Origin of the sequence: Nocardioides sp. NPDC047086 (assembly GCF_040643685.1) — a bacterium.
Lineage (GTDB): Bacteria > Actinomycetota > Actinomycetes > Propionibacteriales > Nocardioidaceae > Nocardioides.
Genome location: NZ_JBEYUV010000061.1, coordinates 1 through 18,401 on the forward strand (window position 1 = coordinate 1; position 18,401 = coordinate 18,401).

22 protein-coding genes are annotated in these 18,401 nt (G+C 69.6%); 4 read left to right on the forward strand and 18 right to left on the reverse strand.

All coding sequences use genetic code 11. The annotated features are described in order from the left end of the window. Positions 1-243 precede the first annotated feature (243 nt). From ABZ796_RS26415 to ABZ796_RS26450, 8 genes are all read right to left on the reverse strand, one after another. The gene (locus ABZ796_RS26415; protein ID WP_357341039.1) at positions 244-654 is read right to left on the reverse strand and encodes a DUF3037 domain-containing protein; all 411 of its coding nucleotides are present in this window, start codon (positions 652-654) and stop codon (positions 244-246) included. Beyond that, positions 654-1,436, reverse strand: coding sequence for a HipA family kinase (locus ABZ796_RS26420; RefSeq protein WP_357341040.1), 783 nt, complete (start codon positions 1,434-1,436; stop codon positions 654-656). Before ABZ796_RS26420 ends, ABZ796_RS26415 begins: the two co-directional genes overlap by 1 nt. A gap of 79 nt (positions 1,437-1,515) precedes the next feature. Continuing rightward, positions 1,516-2,358 (reverse strand): PPK2 family polyphosphate kinase, encoded by an 843-nt coding sequence (locus tag ABZ796_RS26425; RefSeq protein WP_357341042.1) that lies wholly within the window; start codon positions 2,356-2,358, stop codon positions 1,516-1,518. Positions 2,359-2,389: 31 nt separating this feature from the next. Next, positions 2,390-3,085 carry a GNAT family N-acetyltransferase gene (locus ABZ796_RS26430; RefSeq protein ID WP_357341044.1) on the reverse strand — a complete coding sequence of 232 codons (696 nt, stop codon included), beginning with the start codon at positions 3,083-3,085 and terminating at the stop codon, positions 2,390-2,392. Positions 3,086-3,109: 24 nt separating this feature from the next. Next, positions 3,110-3,610: a phosphoribosyltransferase gene (locus ABZ796_RS26435; protein WP_091040933.1), complete on the reverse strand. Its 501-nt coding sequence runs from the start codon at positions 3,608-3,610 to the stop codon at positions 3,110-3,112. Next, positions 3,607-4,329, reverse strand: a complete 723-nt coding sequence (locus tag ABZ796_RS26440; RefSeq protein WP_357341046.1) for a regulatory protein RecX — start codon at positions 4,327-4,329, stop codon at positions 3,607-3,609. Before ABZ796_RS26440 ends, ABZ796_RS26435 begins: the two co-directional genes overlap by 4 nt. 66 nt (positions 4,330-4,395) lie before the next feature. Then, complete coding sequence (gene recA / locus ABZ796_RS26445) at positions 4,396-5,454, reverse strand: recombinase RecA (RefSeq protein ID WP_091040930.1); 1,059 nt, start codon at positions 5,452-5,454, stop codon at positions 4,396-4,398. A 248-nt stretch (positions 5,455-5,702) separates the two neighbouring features. After that, positions 5,703-6,374: a DUF4396 domain-containing protein gene (locus ABZ796_RS26450; protein ID WP_357341050.1), complete on the reverse strand. Its 672-nt coding sequence runs from the start codon at positions 6,372-6,374 to the stop codon at positions 5,703-5,705. Between the two features lie 130 nt (positions 6,375-6,504). Between ABZ796_RS26450 and ABZ796_RS26455 the strand changes: the two genes are divergently transcribed. Then, positions 6,505-6,981 carry a hypothetical protein gene (locus ABZ796_RS26455; protein ID WP_357341052.1) on the forward strand — a complete coding sequence of 159 codons (477 nt, stop codon included), beginning with the start codon at positions 6,505-6,507 and terminating at the stop codon, positions 6,979-6,981. Positions 6,982-7,034: 53 nt separating this feature from the next. Beyond that, positions 7,035-7,676: a DUF305 domain-containing protein gene (locus ABZ796_RS26460; RefSeq protein WP_357341053.1), complete on the forward strand. Its 642-nt coding sequence runs from the start codon at positions 7,035-7,037 to the stop codon at positions 7,674-7,676. A gap of 89 nt (positions 7,677-7,765) precedes the next feature. On the opposite strand, the gene ABZ796_RS26465 is transcribed toward ABZ796_RS26460, so the two are convergent. The 7 genes from ABZ796_RS26465 to ABZ796_RS26495 form a co-directional block, all read right to left on the reverse strand. After that, positions 7,766-9,022 carry an MFS transporter gene (locus ABZ796_RS26465; protein WP_357341055.1) on the reverse strand — a complete coding sequence of 419 codons (1,257 nt, stop codon included), beginning with the start codon at positions 9,020-9,022 and terminating at the stop codon, positions 7,766-7,768. Further along, positions 9,019-9,213 (reverse strand): DUF3046 domain-containing protein, encoded by a 195-nt coding sequence (locus tag ABZ796_RS26470; RefSeq protein WP_357341057.1) that lies wholly within the window; start codon positions 9,211-9,213, stop codon positions 9,019-9,021. The genes ABZ796_RS26465 and ABZ796_RS26470 overlap by 4 nt, the downstream gene beginning before the upstream one ends. 25 nt (positions 9,214-9,238) lie before the next feature. Then, positions 9,239-10,381 carry a methyltransferase domain-containing protein gene (locus ABZ796_RS26475; protein ID WP_357341059.1) on the reverse strand — a complete coding sequence of 381 codons (1,143 nt, stop codon included), beginning with the start codon at positions 10,379-10,381 and terminating at the stop codon, positions 9,239-9,241. A 72-nt stretch (positions 10,382-10,453) separates the two neighbouring features. Continuing rightward, entirely contained in the window at positions 10,454-11,266 is an 813-nt protein-coding gene (locus ABZ796_RS26480) for an ABC transporter permease (protein WP_357341060.1), read from the reverse strand. A gap of 1 nt (position 11,267) precedes the next feature. After that, positions 11,268-12,098 (reverse strand): ABC transporter permease, encoded by an 831-nt coding sequence (locus ABZ796_RS26485; RefSeq protein WP_357341062.1) that lies wholly within the window; start codon positions 12,096-12,098, stop codon positions 11,268-11,270. Next, entirely contained in the window at positions 12,098-13,012 is a 915-nt protein-coding gene (locus tag ABZ796_RS26490) for an ABC transporter ATP-binding protein (protein ID WP_357341071.1), read from the reverse strand. Before ABZ796_RS26490 ends, ABZ796_RS26485 begins: the two co-directional genes overlap by 1 nt. A gap of 69 nt (positions 13,013-13,081) precedes the next feature. Next, a complete protein-coding gene (locus ABZ796_RS26495) occupies positions 13,082-13,402 on the reverse strand; it encodes a hypothetical protein (RefSeq protein ID WP_357341064.1) in 321 nt (106 codons plus the stop codon). 176 nt (positions 13,403-13,578) lie between these two features. Between ABZ796_RS26495 and ABZ796_RS26500 the strand changes: the two genes are divergently transcribed. Both ABZ796_RS26500 and ABZ796_RS26505 read left to right on the forward strand, forming a co-directional pair. Continuing rightward, entirely contained in the window at positions 13,579-15,642 is a 2,064-nt protein-coding gene (locus ABZ796_RS26500; protein WP_357341066.1) for an AAA family ATPase, read from the forward strand. Further along, positions 15,639-16,226, forward strand: coding sequence for a GNAT family N-acetyltransferase (locus tag ABZ796_RS26505; protein ID WP_357341067.1), 588 nt, complete (start codon positions 15,639-15,641; stop codon positions 16,224-16,226). The genes ABZ796_RS26500 and ABZ796_RS26505 overlap by 4 nt, the downstream gene beginning before the upstream one ends. Here ABZ796_RS26505 and ABZ796_RS26510 read toward each other — a convergent pair. The 3 genes from ABZ796_RS26510 to ABZ796_RS26520 form a co-directional block, all read right to left on the reverse strand. Then, positions 16,216-16,911: an aspartate/glutamate racemase family protein gene (locus ABZ796_RS26510; RefSeq protein ID WP_357341068.1), complete on the reverse strand. Its 696-nt coding sequence runs from the start codon at positions 16,909-16,911 to the stop codon at positions 16,216-16,218. The two genes, ABZ796_RS26505 and ABZ796_RS26510, sit on opposite strands and share 11 nt — an antisense overlap. A 324-nt stretch (positions 16,912-17,235) precedes the next feature. Then, entirely contained in the window at positions 17,236-17,967 is a 732-nt protein-coding gene (locus ABZ796_RS26515; RefSeq protein ID WP_357341069.1) for a hypothetical protein, read from the reverse strand. 83 nt (positions 17,968-18,050) lie between these two features. Further along, positions 18,051-18,401 (reverse strand): HNH endonuclease signature motif containing protein (locus ABZ796_RS26520; protein ID WP_357341070.1); only part of this gene is annotated, 351 nt, incomplete at its 5' end.

Below are 18,401 nucleotides of genomic sequence, written 5' to 3' on the forward strand. Positions count from 1 at the left end.
GCGTCGGCGAATCTTCACAACACCCCCCCCGGTGTCGGCTCGTCATGACGAGCCGACTCGGCGGAGGTTTTGGTCAGGACGGGCCGACTCGGCGAGTTTCAGCCGATCTAGCCACGGCTGGTCGAGCCGCGAGCGCCAGCGAGCGTGTCGAGACCAACACAGTCCTATCGAGCGCGCCATCAGACTGTGTTGGTCTCGACACGCCTCCGCCTAGCGGCTCCGGCGGCTCGACCAGCGGTGCGTTCAGCCGATCTGGTGGGTGAAGATGCGGTCGAGCTCGGCGGCGGCGTCGGTGGTGACACCACCGTGGACGGGTCCGGGCTGGAGGACCGTGGACTTCGGGGCCTTGAGGAGGCCGAAGCGGGCCGACTCGTTGTCTGAGAGCGCCCGGATGCCGTATGCCGTGGCGCGGACGCCCGCGCCGAAGCCGGCGTGGGCGGCACCGGCACAGATCAGGTCCACCGACTCCAGAGCGGCCCGCACGAGCGACTGGTCGAGGCCGGGTGCGAAGGCGGCCAGGCGCTGCTCGTCGAGCGTCCACCGAGCGGCGAGAAACTTCTGCTCGGGGCAGTGCAGAACGACGCCGACGTTGAGGAACTCCTCGCGCTCAGGGCGGGGTACGCAGCGGAGCACGACGTACTGGTAGGCGTCCATCACGCCTCCTGGGCGGGATCGACCACAGGCAGCCACGGGCGGCCGCCGTCGAGGCGAGCCCTCAGGAACGCGACATAGCGCTCGCGCAGCGACTCCGGGGTGTCATAGCCGGGAACGGGCTCGAGCCACTCGTCCGGTACGTCGGCGAGCACCTTCTCCAGCACCGCGTCGTCGAGCCGCGTGGCGAGGTCATCGTTCTGGGCGAGTGCCTCGGCGGCGAAGGCCCGCAGGATGTGCTCGGAGGTGTCGAAGGGCTGCGCCGCATAGCGCGCCGGGTCTCCGCCGCCGCCGGGCCAGACGTGGTGGAAGTAGAGCGAGGCGCCGTGGTCGATGACGTAGAGCGCGCCGTTCCACAGCAGCATGTTGGGGTTGCGCCAGGAGCGGTCGACGTTGGCGATCAGCGCGTCCAGCCACAGGATCCGCCCGGCCAGCGACGGGTCGGGCTGGTAGGCGGCGTCGTAGCCGAAAGCACCCGCCAGGAAGTCGATGCCGAGGTTGAGCCCCGCACTGACGTTGAGCAGGTCCTGGACCTCCTCGTCGGCCTCGTAGCGGGCGATCTCGGGATCGAGGTCGAGCACGACCTGGTCCGGCGTCGGGATGTCGAGCGCCCGGCACAGACCGGTGACGATCACCTCCGCGACCAGCACCCGCAGCCCCTGCCCGGCGCCGCGGAACTTACAGACATAGGTGCCGAGGTCGTCGGCCTCCACGATCCCGGGCAGGCTGCCGCCTTCCCGGAGCGGAGTGACATACCTGGTCACCCGCACCGTCTCAAGACTCACGCGGCCACACCCGTGGCGCAGGCGCCAGAATACGGGCGCGGCCGCGTGATGCTCTCATGGTTCGCTCGCTGGCGCTCACTCACGAGATGGTGTCCTCTTTCAGTCGTCTCTTCTCCTCGGCGATGTCGAAGCGAGGCGCGGGCCAGTCCAGATCGAGCCGGTCCAGGGTCTCCAGGAGCAGCTCGCCGATGGCCAGGTTGCGATACCACTTCTTGTCGCTCGGCACGAGGTACCACGGAGCGTACTCGGTGTTGGTGCGCTCCAGCGCAATCTCGTACGCCCTCTGGTAGTCGTGCCACAGCTGACGCTCGTCGATGTCGCCGGGGCTGTACTTCCAGTGCTTGGTCGGGTCCTCCAGCCGGGCCAGGAGCCGCTTCTTCTGCTCCTTGGGCGAGATGTGCAGCATGCACTTGAGGATGACGGTGCCGTCGTCGGCCAGCCGCTTCTCGAAGTCGTTGATCGCGGGGTAGCGCCGTTCGATCTCCTCGGGGGCGGCGAGCTCACGGACGCGGCCGATCAGCACGTCCTCGTAGTGGGAACGGTCGAAGACTCCCAGGTAGCCGGGGTCGGGCACCGCCTTCTCGATCCGCCACAGGAAGTCGTGGGCCCGTTCCTCGGCTGTCGGTGCCTTGAAGCTGGTGATCTTCACGCCGACAGGGTCGACCAGACCGACGGTGTGCTTGAGCACACCGCCCTTGCCGGAGGTGTCCATCCCCTGCAGGACGAGCAGCACCCGCCGGGGATCGTCGCTCTCCTTGGAGGCGAACAGCTTGGTCTGCAGCTCGAGCAGCGTCGGGCCGAGCTCGGCGAGCACCTGCTTGCCGGTCGCCTTGTCGGCGCCGACGCCGGGCGCGGAGTTGGTGTCGTACTTCCGCAGGTCCACCGATCCGGCCGGCAGCCGCAGCTCCTCTAGAAGGCTCATGTCCTGACCATAGGTGCCGCCGCGCGGGTCGTCAGCCGAGTACGCGCCGAAGATCGAGCGAGCAGCCGACCATCGTGGTCGTCGAGCCGTCGGGTTGGGGCTCGTCGAACCAGGTGCCCTGCTCGAAGCCGACCTTGGCGAGCATCCGCAGCGAGGCGGCGTTGCGGTGGTCGGGGGCCGCGAAGCATGCCGTCGCACCGGGATAGCGGCGCGGGATCGAGGTCAGCCAGACCCAGGCCATCCGTGGCCCGATCCCCCGACCCACGAAGGCCGGCTCCCCGATCGCGTAGTCGAAGCCGATCGCGTCCGGGTCGGGGGTGAGCAGTGCATAGTCGGGCTCGTCGCTGATCCGATAGTCCTGGCAGAAGCCGACCGAGCGCCCGTTGACCTCGATCACCCAGAACGTCACCGGGGTCTTCCCGTCGATGTCGGGCCCGTAGTTCTCCGTCACCCACTCGGGCGTCGGCTCGCCGTCGACGGCGTACCAGCGGTGCACGTGCTCCGCGTTGAGCCAGCGGATCAGGTGCGGCAGGTCGCCGCGGGTCATCGGCCGCAGCGCCACCACCGGCATCGGGTCGGAGGAGAACTCCTTCACCTCACCGGAGAGGTCCACCGCGTACGCAGGACGCCCGGCGATCCTCGTCGCCGCCGATGCCCAGCTCTCCCCCGGGCGCGTCACGCCGCCGAGACGGTGCGTCCCGGTGTGGACGGCGACCGGCGTGAACATGTTTCCCAGGCTAACGCCGCGGACTCAGTGAGCCTGGCCGCCGCGGCGGTCGACGAGCGGCGGCTGGGAGGACCACGGGAAGTCGATCCAGCGGTCGGTCTTCTTGTAGACGTAGTCGGCGTTGATCACGGTCCACGGCTTCTCGAAGATCACCGCCGTGCGGGCCTCGGCCACATGGCCCTCGCAGAAGTCGTGGACGATCTCCAGGGTCTTGCCCGTGTCGGCGACGTCGTCGGCGATGAGCACCTTCATCCCGGTCAGGTCGACGGCTGCGGGCGTCGGCGGGAGCATGATCGGGACGTCGAGACGCTCGTTGATGCCGGTGTAGAACTCCACGTTGACCGCGGACAGGTTCTTCACGTCGAGGGCGTAGCCCAGGCCCATCCCGAGGGCCAGGCCGCCACGGGCGATGGAGAGCACGATGTCGGGCTCGTAGCCGCTGTCGACGACCTTCTGGGCGATATCGCGCACTGCGGTGCCGAACAGGTCGTAGGTCAGGATCTCGCGCTCTTGCTGCTCACTCACAGGTCGGATTCTGACACGACACCGTAGCCACCATCGTCATCGGCCAGAGCGAGCTCCTCGCGGACAATGCTGTAGGCCACACCGGCGCCGTATCCCTTGCGGGCGAGCATCCCGACCAGACGCCGGGTCTTGGTCTGGTCGTCGAAGCGCTCCAAGGAGCGCAGCTTGCGCCGGACCATCCGCCGGCCGGCCTCACGCTCGTCGTCCGGATCGATCTCATCGAGCGCGTCGCGGGCCACGTCGTCGTCGATGCCCTTGCGGCGCAGCTCTTGGGCCAGGGCTCGCCTGGCCAGGCCCTTTCCGGGCTGTCGGCTGGCGATCCAGGCTCTGGCGAAGGCCTCGTCATCGATCAGGCCGACCTCTTCGAAGCGGTCCAGCAGCCGGGTCGCGAGGGCGGCCGGGACCTCCTTCTTCTCCAGCTTGTCGGCGAGCTCCTTGCGGCTGCGCGCCTGCCCGGTCAGGGCGTCGAGAAGGATCTTGCGGGCGATCGCCTCGTGGTCGGGCTCGGGGTCGTTCTTGGGGTCTGCGGGGTCTGCGGGGCGAGGTTTGCTGCGACGGGACCGTGTTGGCCTCGACACGTCGTCGCTCCTTCGTCGCGACGACGGCTCAACCAACGAGGACGGCGGCTCGGCCGACGGGGCGGGGTCGACCTTGCCTGCCCAGGCTTCGACACCGAGGCTCACATCCCCCAGCCAGTCGGGCGCGGGCCGTTCGTCCACCCAGGGATCCTGGGTGGACGAACGGTCATGCTTTGACGAAGCCACGGGTCAGCAGGCGCCTGTGGACTAGAAGTCCTCGACACCGGCGGGCTCGGCTGCGGGCGCCTCGCCGTCGGCCGGGGCGTCGACCGTCGGCACCACCCCGAGCTTCTCCAGGATCCGCTTCTCCAGCTCGTTGGCCAGATCGGGGTTGTCCTTGAGGAAGTTGCGGGAGTTCTCCTTGCCCTGGCCGAGCTGGTCACCCTCGTAGGTGTACCAAGCGCCGGCCTTGCGGACCAGGCCCGCCTCGACACCGACGTCGATCAGGCCACCCTCACGGGAGATGCCCTTCCCGTACATGATGTCGAACTCCGCCTGCTTGAACGGCGGGGCCACCTTGTTCTTCACGACCTTGACGCGGGTGCGGTTGCCGACCATGTCGGTGCCGTCCTTGAGCGTCTCGATCCGGCGCACGTCGAGTCGCACCGAGGAGTAGAACTTCAGCGCGCGACCACCGGTCGTGGTCTCGGGCGAGCCGAACATCACGCCGATCTTCTCGCGCAGCTGGTTGATGAAGATCGCGGTCGTGCCGGAGTTGTTGAGCGCACCGGTCATCTTCCGCAGCGCCTGGCTCATCAGTCGAGCCTGGAGGCCGACATGGCTGTCACCCATCTCGCCCTCGATCTCGGCCCGGGGCACCAGCGCCGCGACGGAGTCGATGACGATCAGGTCGAGCGCACCCGAGCGGATCAGCATGTCGGCGATCTCCAGAGCCTGCTCACCCGAGTCGGGCTGGGAGACCAGCAGGGCGTCGGTGTCGACGCCGAGGTTCTTGGCGTATTCCGGGTCGAGCGCGTGCTCGGCGTCGATGAAGGCCACGATGCCGCCGGCGCGCTGCGCGCTGGCGACCGAGTGGAGGGCCACCGTCGTCTTACCCGAGGACTCCGGGCCGTAGATCTCCACGACCCGCCCGCGGGGCAGACCGCCCAGGCCCAGCGCCACGTCGAGGGCGATCGAGCCGGTCGGGATCACTTCCAGCGGAGCCCGGGTCTCATCGCCCAGCCGCATGACCGAGCCCTTGCCGAACTGCCTCTCGATGTTGGCGAGAGCGGCGTCCAATGCCTTCTCGCGATCACCTGCCGCCATGTTCTTTCCTTCCTGAGGGGCAGACTTCTTCCCCTTGCCTGCCGCTTGTCCACGTGTCTTCGTCGTCATCAAGGCAGACGCTAGACGGGACCACCGACAGTTTTGAACGGGACCCTCTGGCACGGTGTTTCACGACCCGGTTTTTGCCTGGGCGATAGCACGAACCACGCTCCACCTACTACCACACAGTAGCCCGAACAAGCGTTCGATGTGAACACCTGTTCGGGCGTGTCGAGGTGGTCGGATCCTCAGTGGCCCTGCATCTCGACCTGCTCGGCCGCGTCCGAGCCGCCACCGATCTCGTCGGCGATCGCGACCGACAGGCCACCGAGCATGAACGCGATGACCACGGCCGCGAGCGCGCCGCTGGAGAAGGACGGAATGAGGCGGCGTACGCCCTCCTGGACCGGCTCCGCGCCGTGGTACTGATGCGTGAGCGCATGGCCCTTGCCCCGCTGGAGCAGGTATCGGTTGACCGGGAAGGCCGCCACGAAGGCGACCGCGAGGGCGATCATCATCCCGACCCAGAACACGACGTTGACCAGCCCGGCCTCCATGGCGCCCGGGATGAGCGCCATGACCAGGTTGTCGACCAGCTCCATCGTCGCGATCGAGAGGGTGTCGGCGGCGAGCACGACGCTGAACGCCGCACCGAGCGCCATGCCCGACTTGAGCAGCGGCAGGGTCGAGAGCGTGTAGCCGAACACGAACGCCAGCGCGACGGCCAAGGCGATCGTCCACGCCGCGCTGAGGCCGACGGCGGTGCCGATCATCAGTCCGGCGATCTCGCCGATCGCACACCCTGTGAGGCAGTGCAGCGTGGCGCTGGCGGCCATCGCGTTCACCCCGCCGTGCCCGGAGTGGTCGGAGTGCCCGGAGTGGTCGTGTCCGGCGTGCACGTGCTCGTCATGCGACGTCATGTCGCTCCCTTGCTGGATCCGTTCGGTGCCTACCCGCCAATTCATACCCCATAGGGGTATTGAGTTGCAAGCGATATCGGGTTCGTGGCCCGCTTTGTCCAACGGTGGCCGACTCCCTAAGGTGTGCTGTGTGTGGACGGCGGTGCGACGCGAGCGGACGACCCGGATGGTCGCGCGCGCCGGTCTGCTGACCGCGGTCGTCGTCACGGTGGCCGGCCTGCTGGCCATGCATGCGCTGAGCCTGCACGGCACCGGCACGGACGGCGAGCACGGGCGCATGAGCCTGCCCGCCGCGCATGTGGCGCACAGCCACGCCCTCGATCACGCAGCCCACGACACGACCCACGACACGACCCACGACGCGGCCCACGACGCGGCCGACGACACCGGTCACCCCGGCGGTGAGGGACACACGGCGATGATGCTGTGCGCCGCGTTCCTGATCGCGGCGGGAGCGCTGCTGCTGAGCAGACTGTGGCGGCGTACGCCTGCCTGGTGGTTCGCCCATTCCCACCTCCGGTCCCGGGCCGCCGGGTCCACGCCCTTCCGCACGCATCCCGCGACCGGCCCGCCGCCGGAGTGGGCGTTCTCTGTCATCAGGTGCTGAGCGGTCCTCTTCCACGGACCCCGAAAACAGCACTTGACAAGGAGAAACAACAGATGCGTAAGCACCACCCCCTCATCCGCACGACGTGGGCGGCGGCCGGCTTGGCCGTGCTGCTGACCCTGTCCGCCTGTGGCGGCGGCGACGAGTCCGCGAAGCCTCAGGAACTCTCGGAGACCGAGCACAACAAGGCCGACGTCGCCTTCGCGACCGACATGATCCAGCACCACGCCCAGGCGATGTCGATGGTCGACCTGACCATGGACCGCGACCTCGAGCCCGAGGTCCAGGAGCTGGCGGACGCGATCCGGGCAGCCCAGAGTCCGGAGATCGAGACCATGTCCGGCTGGCTCCAGCAGTGGGGCGAGGAGGTCCCCTCGACCATGCGCGACCACGTCAACGGCGGCCACGAGGGCCACGGTGACGAGGACAGCAGCATGTCCGACTCGATGGAGGGCATGGAGCACGACATGCCCGGGATGATGTCGGCCGAGGACATGGATGCCCTCGAGAAGGCCTCCGACGCCGAGTTCAGCGACATGTGGCTGGAGATGATGATCGAGCACCACGAGGGCGCGGTCGAGATGGCCGAGACCGAGCAGGACGAGGGCCGGTTCAAGCCCGCCGTCGACCTGGCCGGGACGATCATCGAGTCGCAGTCGACCGAGATCGACACGATGGAGAAGCTCCTCGGCTGACCCGTCGACAAACGACGGGACGTTCTTGTCGGTTACCAGTCGGTAGACCGACAAGAACGTCCCGTCGTACCTCGAAAGAGGAGAACTGGTCAGGCCGACCGGCGGGCCACGTACGCAGCCCCGAACAGCACCACGACCAGGCAGATCGTGCCGAGCGCGAGTGCCGGATATCCGGCCAGGTCGACGACGATCCCCGACACCGCCCCCGCGCCGGCAGCGGCGACGCCCATGATCAGGTCGGCGGTGCCCTGGACGTCGGCACGTACCTCGAGCGGGGTGTGGTCCGCGACCGAGGTGGCTGCCGCGATCGTGGCCAGCGACCAGCCGAGACCGAGCAGGAAGAGCCCGACGAAGATCCGCGCCGAGCTGCCCTGCGGCGCCGCGGCGCACAGGACCAGGGACACCAGGAGCACCCCACCGCCGAGCGCCATCACGTCGGCCCGGCCGACCCGGTCCGCGAGCCAGCCGGCGACCGGCGCGAAGGCGAACATGCCCAGGACGTGCCCGCTGATCACCAGCCCGATGATCTCCAGGCCGGCGCCGCCGTGCTCCATGTGGAGAGGCGTCATCACCATCACCGCCACCATCGTGGCGTGGGCCGCGGCCTGGCCAGCGACCGCTGCCGCGAGCGCGGGGCGCGCCCGGATCACGGCCAGCGCCCGCCGCCAGCTCGTGGTCTCGACAGGCTCGACCACCGGTGAGGACTCCGTGGCCGGGGCACCCTCCCGGGCGACCAGCAGCGGGTCAGGTCGCAGGAAGACGCCGACCACGAGCGCGGCAGCCAGCATCCCCATGGCTCCGAGCGCGAACGGGCCGGTGAGGACCGGGATCCCGACGGCCTCGGAGAAGAGCTCCGCGACGCCGGTCAGGTTGGGGCCGATCACCGCGCCGAACGTCGTCGCCCAGACCACCACCGACAGCGCCCGCGCCCGGCTCCTGGCCGGCGCCAGGTCGGTGGCCGCGTAGCGAGCACCGTTGTTGGCCGCGGTGGTCGCGCCCAGCAGCACCGCGCCGACCAGCAGCAGCGTCATCGACCCGACCACGCCGGCCAGCACCGCCAGCAGCCCGCCGGCCGCCCCGAGCAGGTAACCCGCCACCAGCCCGAACCGGCGCCCCCGCGCGTCCATCACCCGCCCCAGGACGTACGCCGCCACGGCGGCGCCGAGCACCTGGGTCGTCTGGGAGAGACCGGCCATCGACTCCGAGCCGGAGAGGTCGCGCGCCAGCAGGGACGCGGTCGCGATGCCGATCGTGATGCCCATCGCCCCGACCGCCTGGGTCGCGACCAGGGTGAGGATGGTGCGTTTCTGGACCGCGGCCACCGAGGCCGGAGCGACCAGCGTCACCGCTCGCGCGCCGGCAGCTCCAGGGCCTTCCAGACCGCGGCCCAGACCTCCTTGGGCGGAATCCCGTCGTCGAGCGCCTCTTGGGCGGTGCGCCCGCCCAGGTCGCCCATGACGAACTGGCGTGCCCACGCTCGCGCGTAGCCCGCGCCGAGCGCCTCATCCATCCGGGACCAGAACTCCGTGTGTCTCATCGACCCGAATGCTACTCAGCAGACCTCAGCCGCGCCGCCGGGCGAGGACGTCGAGCCAGACGTCGCCGAGGCGGCTGTCGGCATGCCCGACCTCGAGCACCTCCCAGCCGGCCTCGTCCAGCGCCGCGCGGAGCGCGGGCTCGCGCCAGTAGACGAAGAGACGGGGAGCCTCGATGTGACCGCGGTTGGTCCACTCCTCACCGTCGCCCTCCTTCATCGACACGTGCAGCGCGCCGCCGGGGCGGGTCACCTCGGCGAGCCGGGCGAGCACCGTCCCGAAGTCGTGGCGGGCCACGTGCAGCAGCGTCGCCGAGGCCCAGACCGCGGCGTAGGGGACGTCGGGGTGGACCGGGTCGCGCAGGTCGTCGGTCAGCGGGTCCAGGCAGGCGGCGGCGTACCCCTGCTTCCGCAGGTGCGACACGAACCCCTCGCTGATGTCGGTGCGCCGCACCCGCACTCCCCCGGCTTCGAGGGCCTTCGCGTCGTGGCCGGGACCGGTGCCGATCTCAAGCACGTGGTCACCGGGCTCGAGCTCGGCCAGGAACCGGTCCAGGACCGAACGGGTCTCCTCGGAGAACGAGGTGCCCTGGACGTACGTCGCGACGCCGGCGTCGTAGGCGGCGACGGTCGCCCGCTTGGCGGCCGAGCGTACGTCCCACAGGTGGTGGACGACGTCGTGGAGGTGGTAGCGGCCCAGCGACTCGACGCTGAACACGTCGCCGTTGGACCGGGTCCCGCGACGGCCCCAGGCGTCCGGCGGGACCTTCTCGTAGATCGTGGCGATCTCGTCGGCGGCGTCCATCAGCTGTTCGGCGACGACGACCGGGTCCTGGCCGGCGTAGTCCTCCTCGCGGGCGGCGACGTCCTGGTCCCAGTTGGCGAACCGCGGCTCGTCCTCGGTCAGCATCTGCTGCAGCCGCTCGGCGAAGATGCGGTGGACGTCGCGTACGTGCGCTCCGTACTCCAGCGCCGACCACACCCCCGGCCGGGGCCGCTCGCGCGCGTTGTCGGCGGCGAGGTAGATCTCCCAGTAGGTCGCGTTGTCCCGCACGATCTCGGGCAGCTGGTCCGCGGTCACCGCACCGGCGACGAAGCCACACTCCGGGCAGGGCCGGTCGAGGACCCAGGTCCAGTCCTTGGTGTCGGGCGTGATCGCGTCATAGGTCATGGCATCCATCTTGACGGCCGACCAGGGCCGTCACGAGGGAGATCCTGCCTGTGAGACGCGAGTTGCCGCCACTCAGGTGAGCAGGAGCGCGTCGAGCCTGCGCCGCACGATCACCAGACCGACCGCCCCGAAGGCCAGCAGGTAGACCACCGAGGCCAGCGAGCCCCACGACGGCACCCCGAGCGTCAGCTCTCGGCACAGCACGACGCCGCGGTAGAGGGGCGTGACCTCCACGATCCAGCGCAGCCACTCCGGATAGGCCGTCACCGGGAAGAACGTCGCGCTGAACAGGAACATCGGCATCATCGCGAGAGTGACCTTCTCGAAGTCCTGCCAGGAGGTCATGTACGTCGTCAGGGCCATGCCCACGGCCCCGAAGGCCGACCCGATGAGCAGCGCCGCCGGCACCACCAGGAGCGCCCACCACGAGTGGACGAGGTCCATCGCGACCATGATCAGCAGGAACGCGGTCACGTAGATCCCGCTGCGCAGCTGGTTCCAGAGGATCTCGCCGATCGCGATGTCGCCCGTACGCAGCGGGGTGGCCAGCATCTGGTCGTAGAGCTTGTTGTACTTCAGCTTGAAGAAGAAGTTGAACGTCGCGTCCAGCAGCGACCCGTTCATCGCGGAGGCCGCGATCATCCCGGGTGCGACGAACTCGCGGTAGTCGACCGGCTTCCCGGCGTACTCGAAGCCGACCACCATCGCGCCCACGCCGATCCCGATCGAGAAGAGGTAGAAGACCGGCTCCAGGAAGCCGGTGATGAACACCAGCCAGGCGCGCCGGTAGACCAGGATGTTGCGCCACAGCAACAGCCGGGCGGCCTCGCCGCCCCGCAGCGGCCGAGCGACCGTGGCACCCACGGCAGCGGTGAAGAGCGCCATCTCAGGAGACCAGCCTCTCGCCCAGCTTGCGCACCGCGAGCCACCAGCAGACCCCCGCGAGCAGCCCGAGGTAGGCGACGTGGACCGCGGCCAGCGCCCAGTCGATCTCGCCCAGCGCGAGCATCCGGGTCAGGTCGACCCCCTGCCACAGCGGCGAGGCCATCGCGACCTTCTCCAGCACGGGGCCGAGGTTGGCGACGGGGAAGAAGGTGCCGGAGAAGAGCGTCAGCGGGATCATCCCCAGCCGGAATATCAGCGCGAAGGACTCCTCGCCCTTGATCGAGAGCGAGAACAGCAGCACCGGCGTGCCGAAGGCCAGCACGACCAGCCCCTGCACCAGCCACGCCGCCAGCATGCCCCACCACGTCTCGAAGACCCCGAAAGGGGCCAGGACCAGCAGAAAGACCCCGCAGGCGAACAACGTACGCAGCATCAGGAAGCCCAGCTGGGCGAGCACGATGTGGGAGGCGGTCAGCGGCGAGGCGATCATCGAGAAGTAGATCCGCTGCCACTTGACCATCCCGTAGACCGGATAGGTCATCTCGGAGAAGGCGATCGTCATCGCGTGGGCCGCGACCATCCCCGGCGCGACGAACGCCAGGTAGGAGTCGGCTCCCTCCAGGGTGGCCGGATCGGCCTCGACGAAGCCCCCGAGCAGCACACCGAGCGCCAGCACGTAGAAGAACGGCGTAACGAAGGTCGTGATCACCCCGCCCTTCCAGGTGCGCGCCAGGACGGTGAGCCAGTAGTCGCCCATCCGCAGCGCGCCGGAGACCAGCCCCGAAGGCGCTGTCGGCCGGGTCCCCGGCGCGGAATCGGCGTAGTCGGCCATCAGTCCACCAGGGTCCGGCCGGTCAGGTGCAGGAAGACGTCCTCGAGCGAGGAGCGCCGCACCAGGGTGGCCACCGGCGACAGGTCGCGGCTGTGGACGGCCTCGATGACCGCCTCGCCGTCGTCGCTGTAGAGCAGCAGCCGGTCGGGCAACACCTCGACCCGCTCGGCGAGGTCCTCGACCTTGGCCGCCAGCGCCTCGTGCTCGCCGACACCGAAGCGCAGCTCGGCGACCTCGCGGGTGGAGTGCTGCTGGATGAGCCCCAACGGCGTCCCGTGGGCCACGATCCGGCCCTGGTCCATCACCACGAGCTCATCGCACAGCTGCTCGGCCTCGTCCATGTAGTGGGTGGTCAGCAGCAGCGTCACACCCGCCTGCTTGAGCCGGAAGAGCCGGTCCCAGATGACATGGCGGGCCTGCGGGTCCAGGCCGGTCGTCGGCTCGTCGAGGACCAGGATCTCGGGTCGGTTGATCAGGCTCCGGGCGATCGTCAGCCGTCGCTTCATACCGCCGGAGAGGTCGTCGACCTTCGCCTTGGCCTTGTCGGTGAGCTGGACGAAGTCGAGCAGCTCCTCGATCCGGCCCTTCACCTCCGCCCGCGGCAGGCCGAAGTAGCGGCCGTAGACGAAGAGGTTGTCGTAGACGTTGAGCTCCATGTCGAGGGTGTCCTCCTGGGGGCACACCCCGAGCCGGGCCTTGATCTTGGGCCCGTCCTTGGCCGGGTCCATCCCGAAGACCCGCAGCTCTCCCCCGCTCGGCGGCGAGACGCAGCAGATCATCCGCATCGTCGAGGACTTGCCGGCGCCGTTGGGACCCAGGAATCCGAAGGCGACACCGGGTCGCACCGAGACGTCGATGCCGCGCACGGCCTCGAAGTCGCCGAACGACTTGCGCAGCCCACGCGCCGAGATCATCAGGTCTTCACCCACGTCGGCAAAGACTAGATGCGCGCACCGACAGTTTCGAGCCAGCTCGGTCGGTGCCTACCGGCCCTGCTGCTTCTGGCGCCGGTTGTAGTCGCGCATCCGCTGCGGTACGCCGACCACCGCGGCGTCGTAGGACGGGACCTGGTTCTTGTTGGCGAACTTGTGCGCCCACTGTGCCGACGGCACCCGCCGCCGGGTCCACTCGCCGTCGTGCGCGACCAGCAGCAGGGTGACCTCGCTGACGACGGTGCGCGGCTCGACGAACCCCTCGACACCACGCCGCGTCTTCACGAACTGCTCGAGATGCTGTTGGTCGGTGGAGTCCGCGGCGCGCACCCTTGTGGATCCGGTGTAGCTCTCGCCCGTGGGACGGCTCATGCGCGTCCCGCGGCGTCGGAAGCGATCGAACAGGCTCACCCTCCAATTGTGCAGGTAAGCGCCCAACGCGCGCCCGATAAACCTGTTGGGCGCCCACTCCGTGGTCGCCTATGTTGGAGCCTTTGACCCCGCGCCCCCATCGAAACCTGCCGCCACGGAGAAGCGATGAACCAGCCATGCCCATAGACGACCTAGACGCCGAGCGCGAGCATCTCGCCGCCTCCCGGCAGGACCTGGCCCGGATGCGGCGGAAGGTGGAGTCGCTGGACTCCTCGACGGCCGGCAACTGGGTCAGCGCCGAGATCCTCGACGCCACCCTCGCGCACCGGCTGGAGCAGCTCGCCGACGATCCGGACGTGCCGCTCTTCTTCGGCCGCATCGACCGCACGGCTGCGGTGGGAGCCGAGAGCTTCCACATCGGCCGTCGCCACATCTCCGACAGCGTGGGCGACCCGATGGTGGTCGACTGGCGCGCCCCGGTCAGCGTCCCGTTCTACCGGGCCTCGCGGACCGAGCCGATGGGGCTGGCGCGGAGGCGGCGCTACGGGTTCTCCCACGGGGAGCTGACGGCCTTCGAGGACGAGTCGCTGACCGACGCCGGCCCCCGGCAGGAGCACTCCGCGATCCTCGAGGCCGAGATCGAGCGGCCGCGCGTGGGGCCGATGCGTGACATCGTCGCCACCATCCAGCCCGAGCAGGACGTCCTGGTCCGCGCCGACCTGTCCCAGACGATCGTCGTGCAGGGTGCGCCCGGGACAGGGAAGACGGCGGTGGGGCTGCACCGGGCGGCGTACCTCCTCTACGCGCACCGCGACCAGCTGACCCGGCGCGGGGTCCTGATCATCGGCCCCAACGCCTCGTTCCTGCGCTACATCCGCGACGTGCTGCCCGCGCTGGGTGAGATCGAGGCCAAGCAGGCGACGATCGCGGAGCTGGTTGCCACGAATGGGCAGAGCCATGGCACCGTCCGCGCGGAGGAGCCCGCGCCGGTGGCGACGCTGAAGGGTGACGTACGCATGGCCGCGGTGCTCCACCGGGCCGTCTGGTCCCACCTCGCCGAGCCGGACGAGGCCCTGGTCGTCCCGCGCGGCTCGCGACGCTGGCGGGTGCCGACCTATGAGGCGCTGGAGGCGCTGGAGGGGCTGCGCGCCAACGATCTGAGGTACGCAGCGGGCCGGGCCCTGCTCCCGCGCGCCCTGGCCCACCGGGTGCTGGTCCAGATGGAGCGCTCGGGCGACTCCCCCGACGACCGGGTGCATGATGCGGTGGCGCGGGCGAAGCCGGTCAAGGACTACGCCGCCGCGCTGTGGCCCGACCTCAAACCGGCGAAGGTGCTCTTCCGGCTGTTCACCGACGCGGCGTGGCTGACGGAGGTCGCCGGCGGGCTGCTCTCGGAGGCGGAGCAGGCGAGCCTGCTCTGGGAGAAGCCACCGCGCTCGGCCGGGGCGGCACGATGGTCGCTGGCCGACCTGGTGCTCCTCGACGAGATCGCCGATCTGCTCGACCGCACGCCGTCGGTGGCCCACATCGTCGCCGACGAGGCGCAGGACCTCTCCGCGATGATGCTGCGTGCGCTCGGGCGCCGTTCGACCACGGGATCGCTGACGATCCTCGGGGACCTCGCCCAGGCGACCACGCCGTGGGCCTCCTCGTCCTGGGCCGATGCCCTGGCACACCTCGGTAAGCCCGACGGTCACGTCGAGCAGCTGACGCGTGGCTTCCGCGTACCGGCCGACGTGATCGCCTACGCAGCCCGCCTCCTCCCCCACATCGCTCCCGACCTGGAGCCGCCGGTCGCGGTGCGCCGCACACGCGGCGACCTCACCTTCACCACCTCGTCGGTCACCGAGGCCCTCGCGGACGCGCTGGACCGCCCCGGATCGGTGGGGCTGATCGCGCCCGACGCCTCGCTGGCGTCGGCCCGCGCCGAGCTGACCGGGGCCGGCCTCACCTTCGCCGAGATCGGGGTGGTGGCCGACGAGGAGACCGAGTTCGACGCCCATCTGGATCTCGTTCCCGCCTCGCTCGCGAAGGGGATCGAGTTCGACCACGTGGTCGTCTCGGACCCCACGGGTATCGTCGCCGGCGAGCCCGACCGCGGCACCGGTCTGCGCCGTCTCTACGTCTGCCTCACCCGCGCGGTCACCTCCCTGGTCGTTCGCCACGGTGACCTCCCCGGCGGCCTCCCCGAAGAACTCGGTGGCATCCCGGAGCGAGAAGGTGCGAAGGTGGGCGCATGATCGACACCCGACCTGATCCGCTGGTGAAGGCCGAGTGGCCGCTACGCACCGAGCGGCTCGTGATCCGCCGGATGGCGCCCGCCGACATCGAGCCGACCTGGGCCTTCCGTGGGCTGCCCGAGGTGGCCGAGTGGGTGACCACCTCGTTCGCGGACCTCGCGGCCTACCGCGCGATCTTCGAGCGTCCCGACGTCATCGGTCCTTCGCTGGTGATCGAGCGTGACGGGGTCATCGTCGGCGACCTCATGCTGCGGATCACCGACCCGTGGTCGCAGACCGAGGTGCGCGAGCAGGCCAACGGCACCCAGGCCGAGCTCGGCTGGACGATCGACCCCGCCCACCAGGGCAACGGCTACGCCACCGAGGCCGTACGCGCCGTGCTGGACGCCTGCTTCGGCCCCCTGGGTCTGCGCCGCGTCGTCGCCGAGTGCTTCGCCGACAACGAGGCCTCCTGGCGACTCATGGAGCGCCTCGGCATGCGGCGCGAGTCGCACACCGTCAAGGACTCCCTGCACCGGACCCGCGGCTGGCTCGACGGCCTCTCCTACGCGATCCTCGCCGAGGAGTGGGCGCTCAAGAGCTGAGCGCAGCCTCGATCGCGGCCTCGCAGTGCAGCCGGGTCGTCGGGAACAGCGGCATGCCTGCGTACGTCTCGATCGGCAGCAGCAGCTCGATCTCGGTGCACCCGAGGATGACGCCCTCGCAGCCGGCAGCGACGAGCCGGTCGATGACCTCGAAGTACGCCTGCCGCGAGCTGTCCAGGAACGTCCCCAGGCACAGCTCCTCGTAGATGATCCGATGGACGGTCGCCTGGTCGGGCTCGGTGGGGACGGCGACCTCGAGACCGTGGCCGCGGAGCCGATCGGCGTAGAACGGCTGCGACATCGTGAACCCGGTGCCGAGCAGCCCCACACGCCCGACACCTGCCGCCTCGACCGCGGCCGCCGTCGTGTCGCCAAGATGCAGGAACCGGTCCCCGTACGTCTCCTCCAACGCACCCGCGACCTTGTGCATCGTGTTGGTGGCCAGCACGATCACCTCGGCCCCGGCACCGCTGAGCCTCGCCGCCTCGTCAGCAAGACGCTCCCCCGCCCACCCCCACTCGCCGGCGGCCTGCATCTCCTCGATCTCCGCGAAGTCGACCGACCGCACGAGCAGATCCGCCGAGTGCAGTCCGCCCAGCCGCTTCGCAGCGATCTCGTTGAGCAGGCGGTAGTACTCCGCCGTCGACTCCCAGCTCATCCCACCCAGTACGCCGATCCGTCGCATGCCCCTCAGTCTCCCCGGGCGGCCAACACCACAGCGAGGCCCTCGCGCAGGTCCTCGACGAAATGATCGGGAACCTCCATCGACGGGAAGTGCCCGCGTCTCTCGGGTATCCCCCGAATGGGCGATCATCGGTGCTGCTGCGCCCACGGACATGGACAGCGCTCGACGTCGCCGGGGTCGATGGTGGTCGCTGACGGGACGTCGACCCGGAGGTCGGGGCCGAGCCCCCGACCGTCGATGGCCGTGCAGAACTGGTCGGGCCCGGTCCGCGCGCCGCCTGATCGACCGTCTCCGCCTCCGGCAGCCTCCTAGCAACCAACTGCGTCACGCCTCCGCGCGGGCTCGAGCGTCCTCCCAGCCACAGCTCACCGGATCCTCGTGAGGACCTGCGGAGAGACGTACGACCTCGACCTCGCCGTCAACCTTCCACCCGAGCAGGCAGTCGGTGGCCATTCGCCCGGTCCAGTAGCCGGTGATCCCACTGGAGGCGACGTAGACCCGCGTGCCCTCGGCCTGCACCTCCAGCCCTGGAAGATCGGTGAGGGCACGTACGCTCGCCGCCGCGGCGTCCGCGCCCAGGGCTGCCTCGAGCTGGAGCTCGGCATCGTGCGGCAGTTCGACGGACTGCGCGGTCGTCGTGTCGATCTCCGTCGTCCTCGGACAGTCGACCTCGTCGGCGGTGTCCCAGTCGCGCGGCTCGGACCACTCGAAGCAGCGGGTGGCGGAGTAGGTGTTCGAGGAGTCGGCCCAGATCCGGGTGGCACACTCCCAGTTCGTTCGGCACTCGTGGTGCGCCGTGATCGCCAGCACGATCCGCCTGCCGTCCTCGGGACTGTCGGACGCCACCAGGATCTCCACGTCTCCCTGCCGCTCCCCCTCGCGCGCCTGGTCATAGGCGGTCCTGCCGGGATAGGTCTCCATCGCGTTGAAGATCGCCACCGCGCGCGTGTGCATCCGCGCTTCCGCCGGCGATCCCTGAGCCCACGCCCAGAAGGCGCCTACACCTGCGACGAGAGTCAGCGCCACGACGGCAAGCACGGCCCACAGAGTCTTCACGTCGGCCAGTCTCGACGGCCTCAAACCGGCCTGGCTTGAGCACCGATACTCAATTACGGCGCAGACAGTTCCCGCGCTGCGTCTCAGGGGCGGCGGGTGAATCGGATGCTGCCATCCGGTAGTCGCTCATGAAGGTAGGCCGGGTTGTGCGCCAGCCGGTGATGATGCGGACACAGCAACGCGCCGTCTTTCAGATCGGTCTTCCCGCCGGCGGCCCAGGGGTCGAGGTGGTGGGCATCGCACCACTCCGGTGGCATGTCACAGCCTTCGGCTTGGCAGCACTTGTGCTGTAGCCGTAACGCTTTGCGCTGGATGGGCTGGAAGAACCGACTGGCTCGACCGGCGTCGAGGACCTCACCATCTCCACCCAGGGCCCAGGGGATGATGGTGGCGTTGCAGGCCATCCTCCGGGCTTCGGCCGCGGTGATGGTGGT

Bases quoted from the DNA above. Each gene is read 5' to 3' on its own strand.
- ABZ796_RS26495 (WP_357341064.1), bottom strand. From the start codon at position 13,402: ATGAGCCGTCCCACGGGCGAGAGCTACACCGGATCCACAAGGGTGCGC.
- ABZ796_RS26510 (WP_357341068.1), bottom strand. From the start codon at position 16,911: ATGCGACGGATCGGCGTACTGGGTGGGATGAGCTGGGAGTCGACGGCG.
- recA (WP_091040930.1), bottom strand. From the start codon at position 5,454: ATGGCGGCAGGTGATCGCGAGAAGGCATTGGACGCCGCTCTCGCCAAC.
- ABZ796_RS26470 (WP_357341057.1), bottom strand. From the start codon at position 9,213: ATGAGACACACGGAGTTCTGGTCCCGGATGGATGAGGCGCTCGGCGCG.
- ABZ796_RS26450 (WP_357341050.1), bottom strand. From the start codon at position 6,374: ATGACGTCGCATGACGAGCACGTGCACGCCGGACACGACCACTCCGGG.
- ABZ796_RS26430 (WP_357341044.1), bottom strand. From the start codon at position 3,085: ATGTTCACGCCGGTCGCCGTCCACACCGGGACGCACCGTCTCGGCGGC.
- ABZ796_RS26500 (WP_357341066.1), top strand. From the start codon at position 13,579: ATGCCCATAGACGACCTAGACGCCGAGCGCGAGCATCTCGCCGCCTCC.
- ABZ796_RS26490 (WP_357341071.1), bottom strand. From the start codon at position 13,012: ATGATCTCGGCGCGTGGGCTGCGCAAGTCGTTCGGCGACTTCGAGGCC.
- ABZ796_RS26460 (WP_357341053.1), top strand. From the start codon at position 7,035: ATGCGTAAGCACCACCCCCTCATCCGCACGACGTGGGCGGCGGCCGGC.
- ABZ796_RS26505 (WP_357341067.1), top strand. From the start codon at position 15,639: ATGATCGACACCCGACCTGATCCGCTGGTGAAGGCCGAGTGGCCGCTA.
- ABZ796_RS26475 (WP_357341059.1), bottom strand. From the start codon at position 10,381: ATGACCTATGACGCGATCACGCCCGACACCAAGGACTGGACCTGGGTC.
- ABZ796_RS26415 (WP_357341039.1), bottom strand. From the start codon at position 654: ATGGACGCCTACCAGTACGTCGTGCTCCGCTGCGTACCCCGCCCTGAG.
- ABZ796_RS26480 (WP_357341060.1), bottom strand. From the start codon at position 11,266: ATGGCGCTCTTCACCGCTGCCGTGGGTGCCACGGTCGCTCGGCCGCTG.
- ABZ796_RS26485 (WP_357341062.1), bottom strand. From the start codon at position 12,098: ATGGCCGACTACGCCGATTCCGCGCCGGGGACCCGGCCGACAGCGCCT.
- ABZ796_RS26425 (WP_357341042.1), bottom strand. From the start codon at position 2,358: ATGAGCCTTCTAGAGGAGCTGCGGCTGCCGGCCGGATCGGTGGACCTG.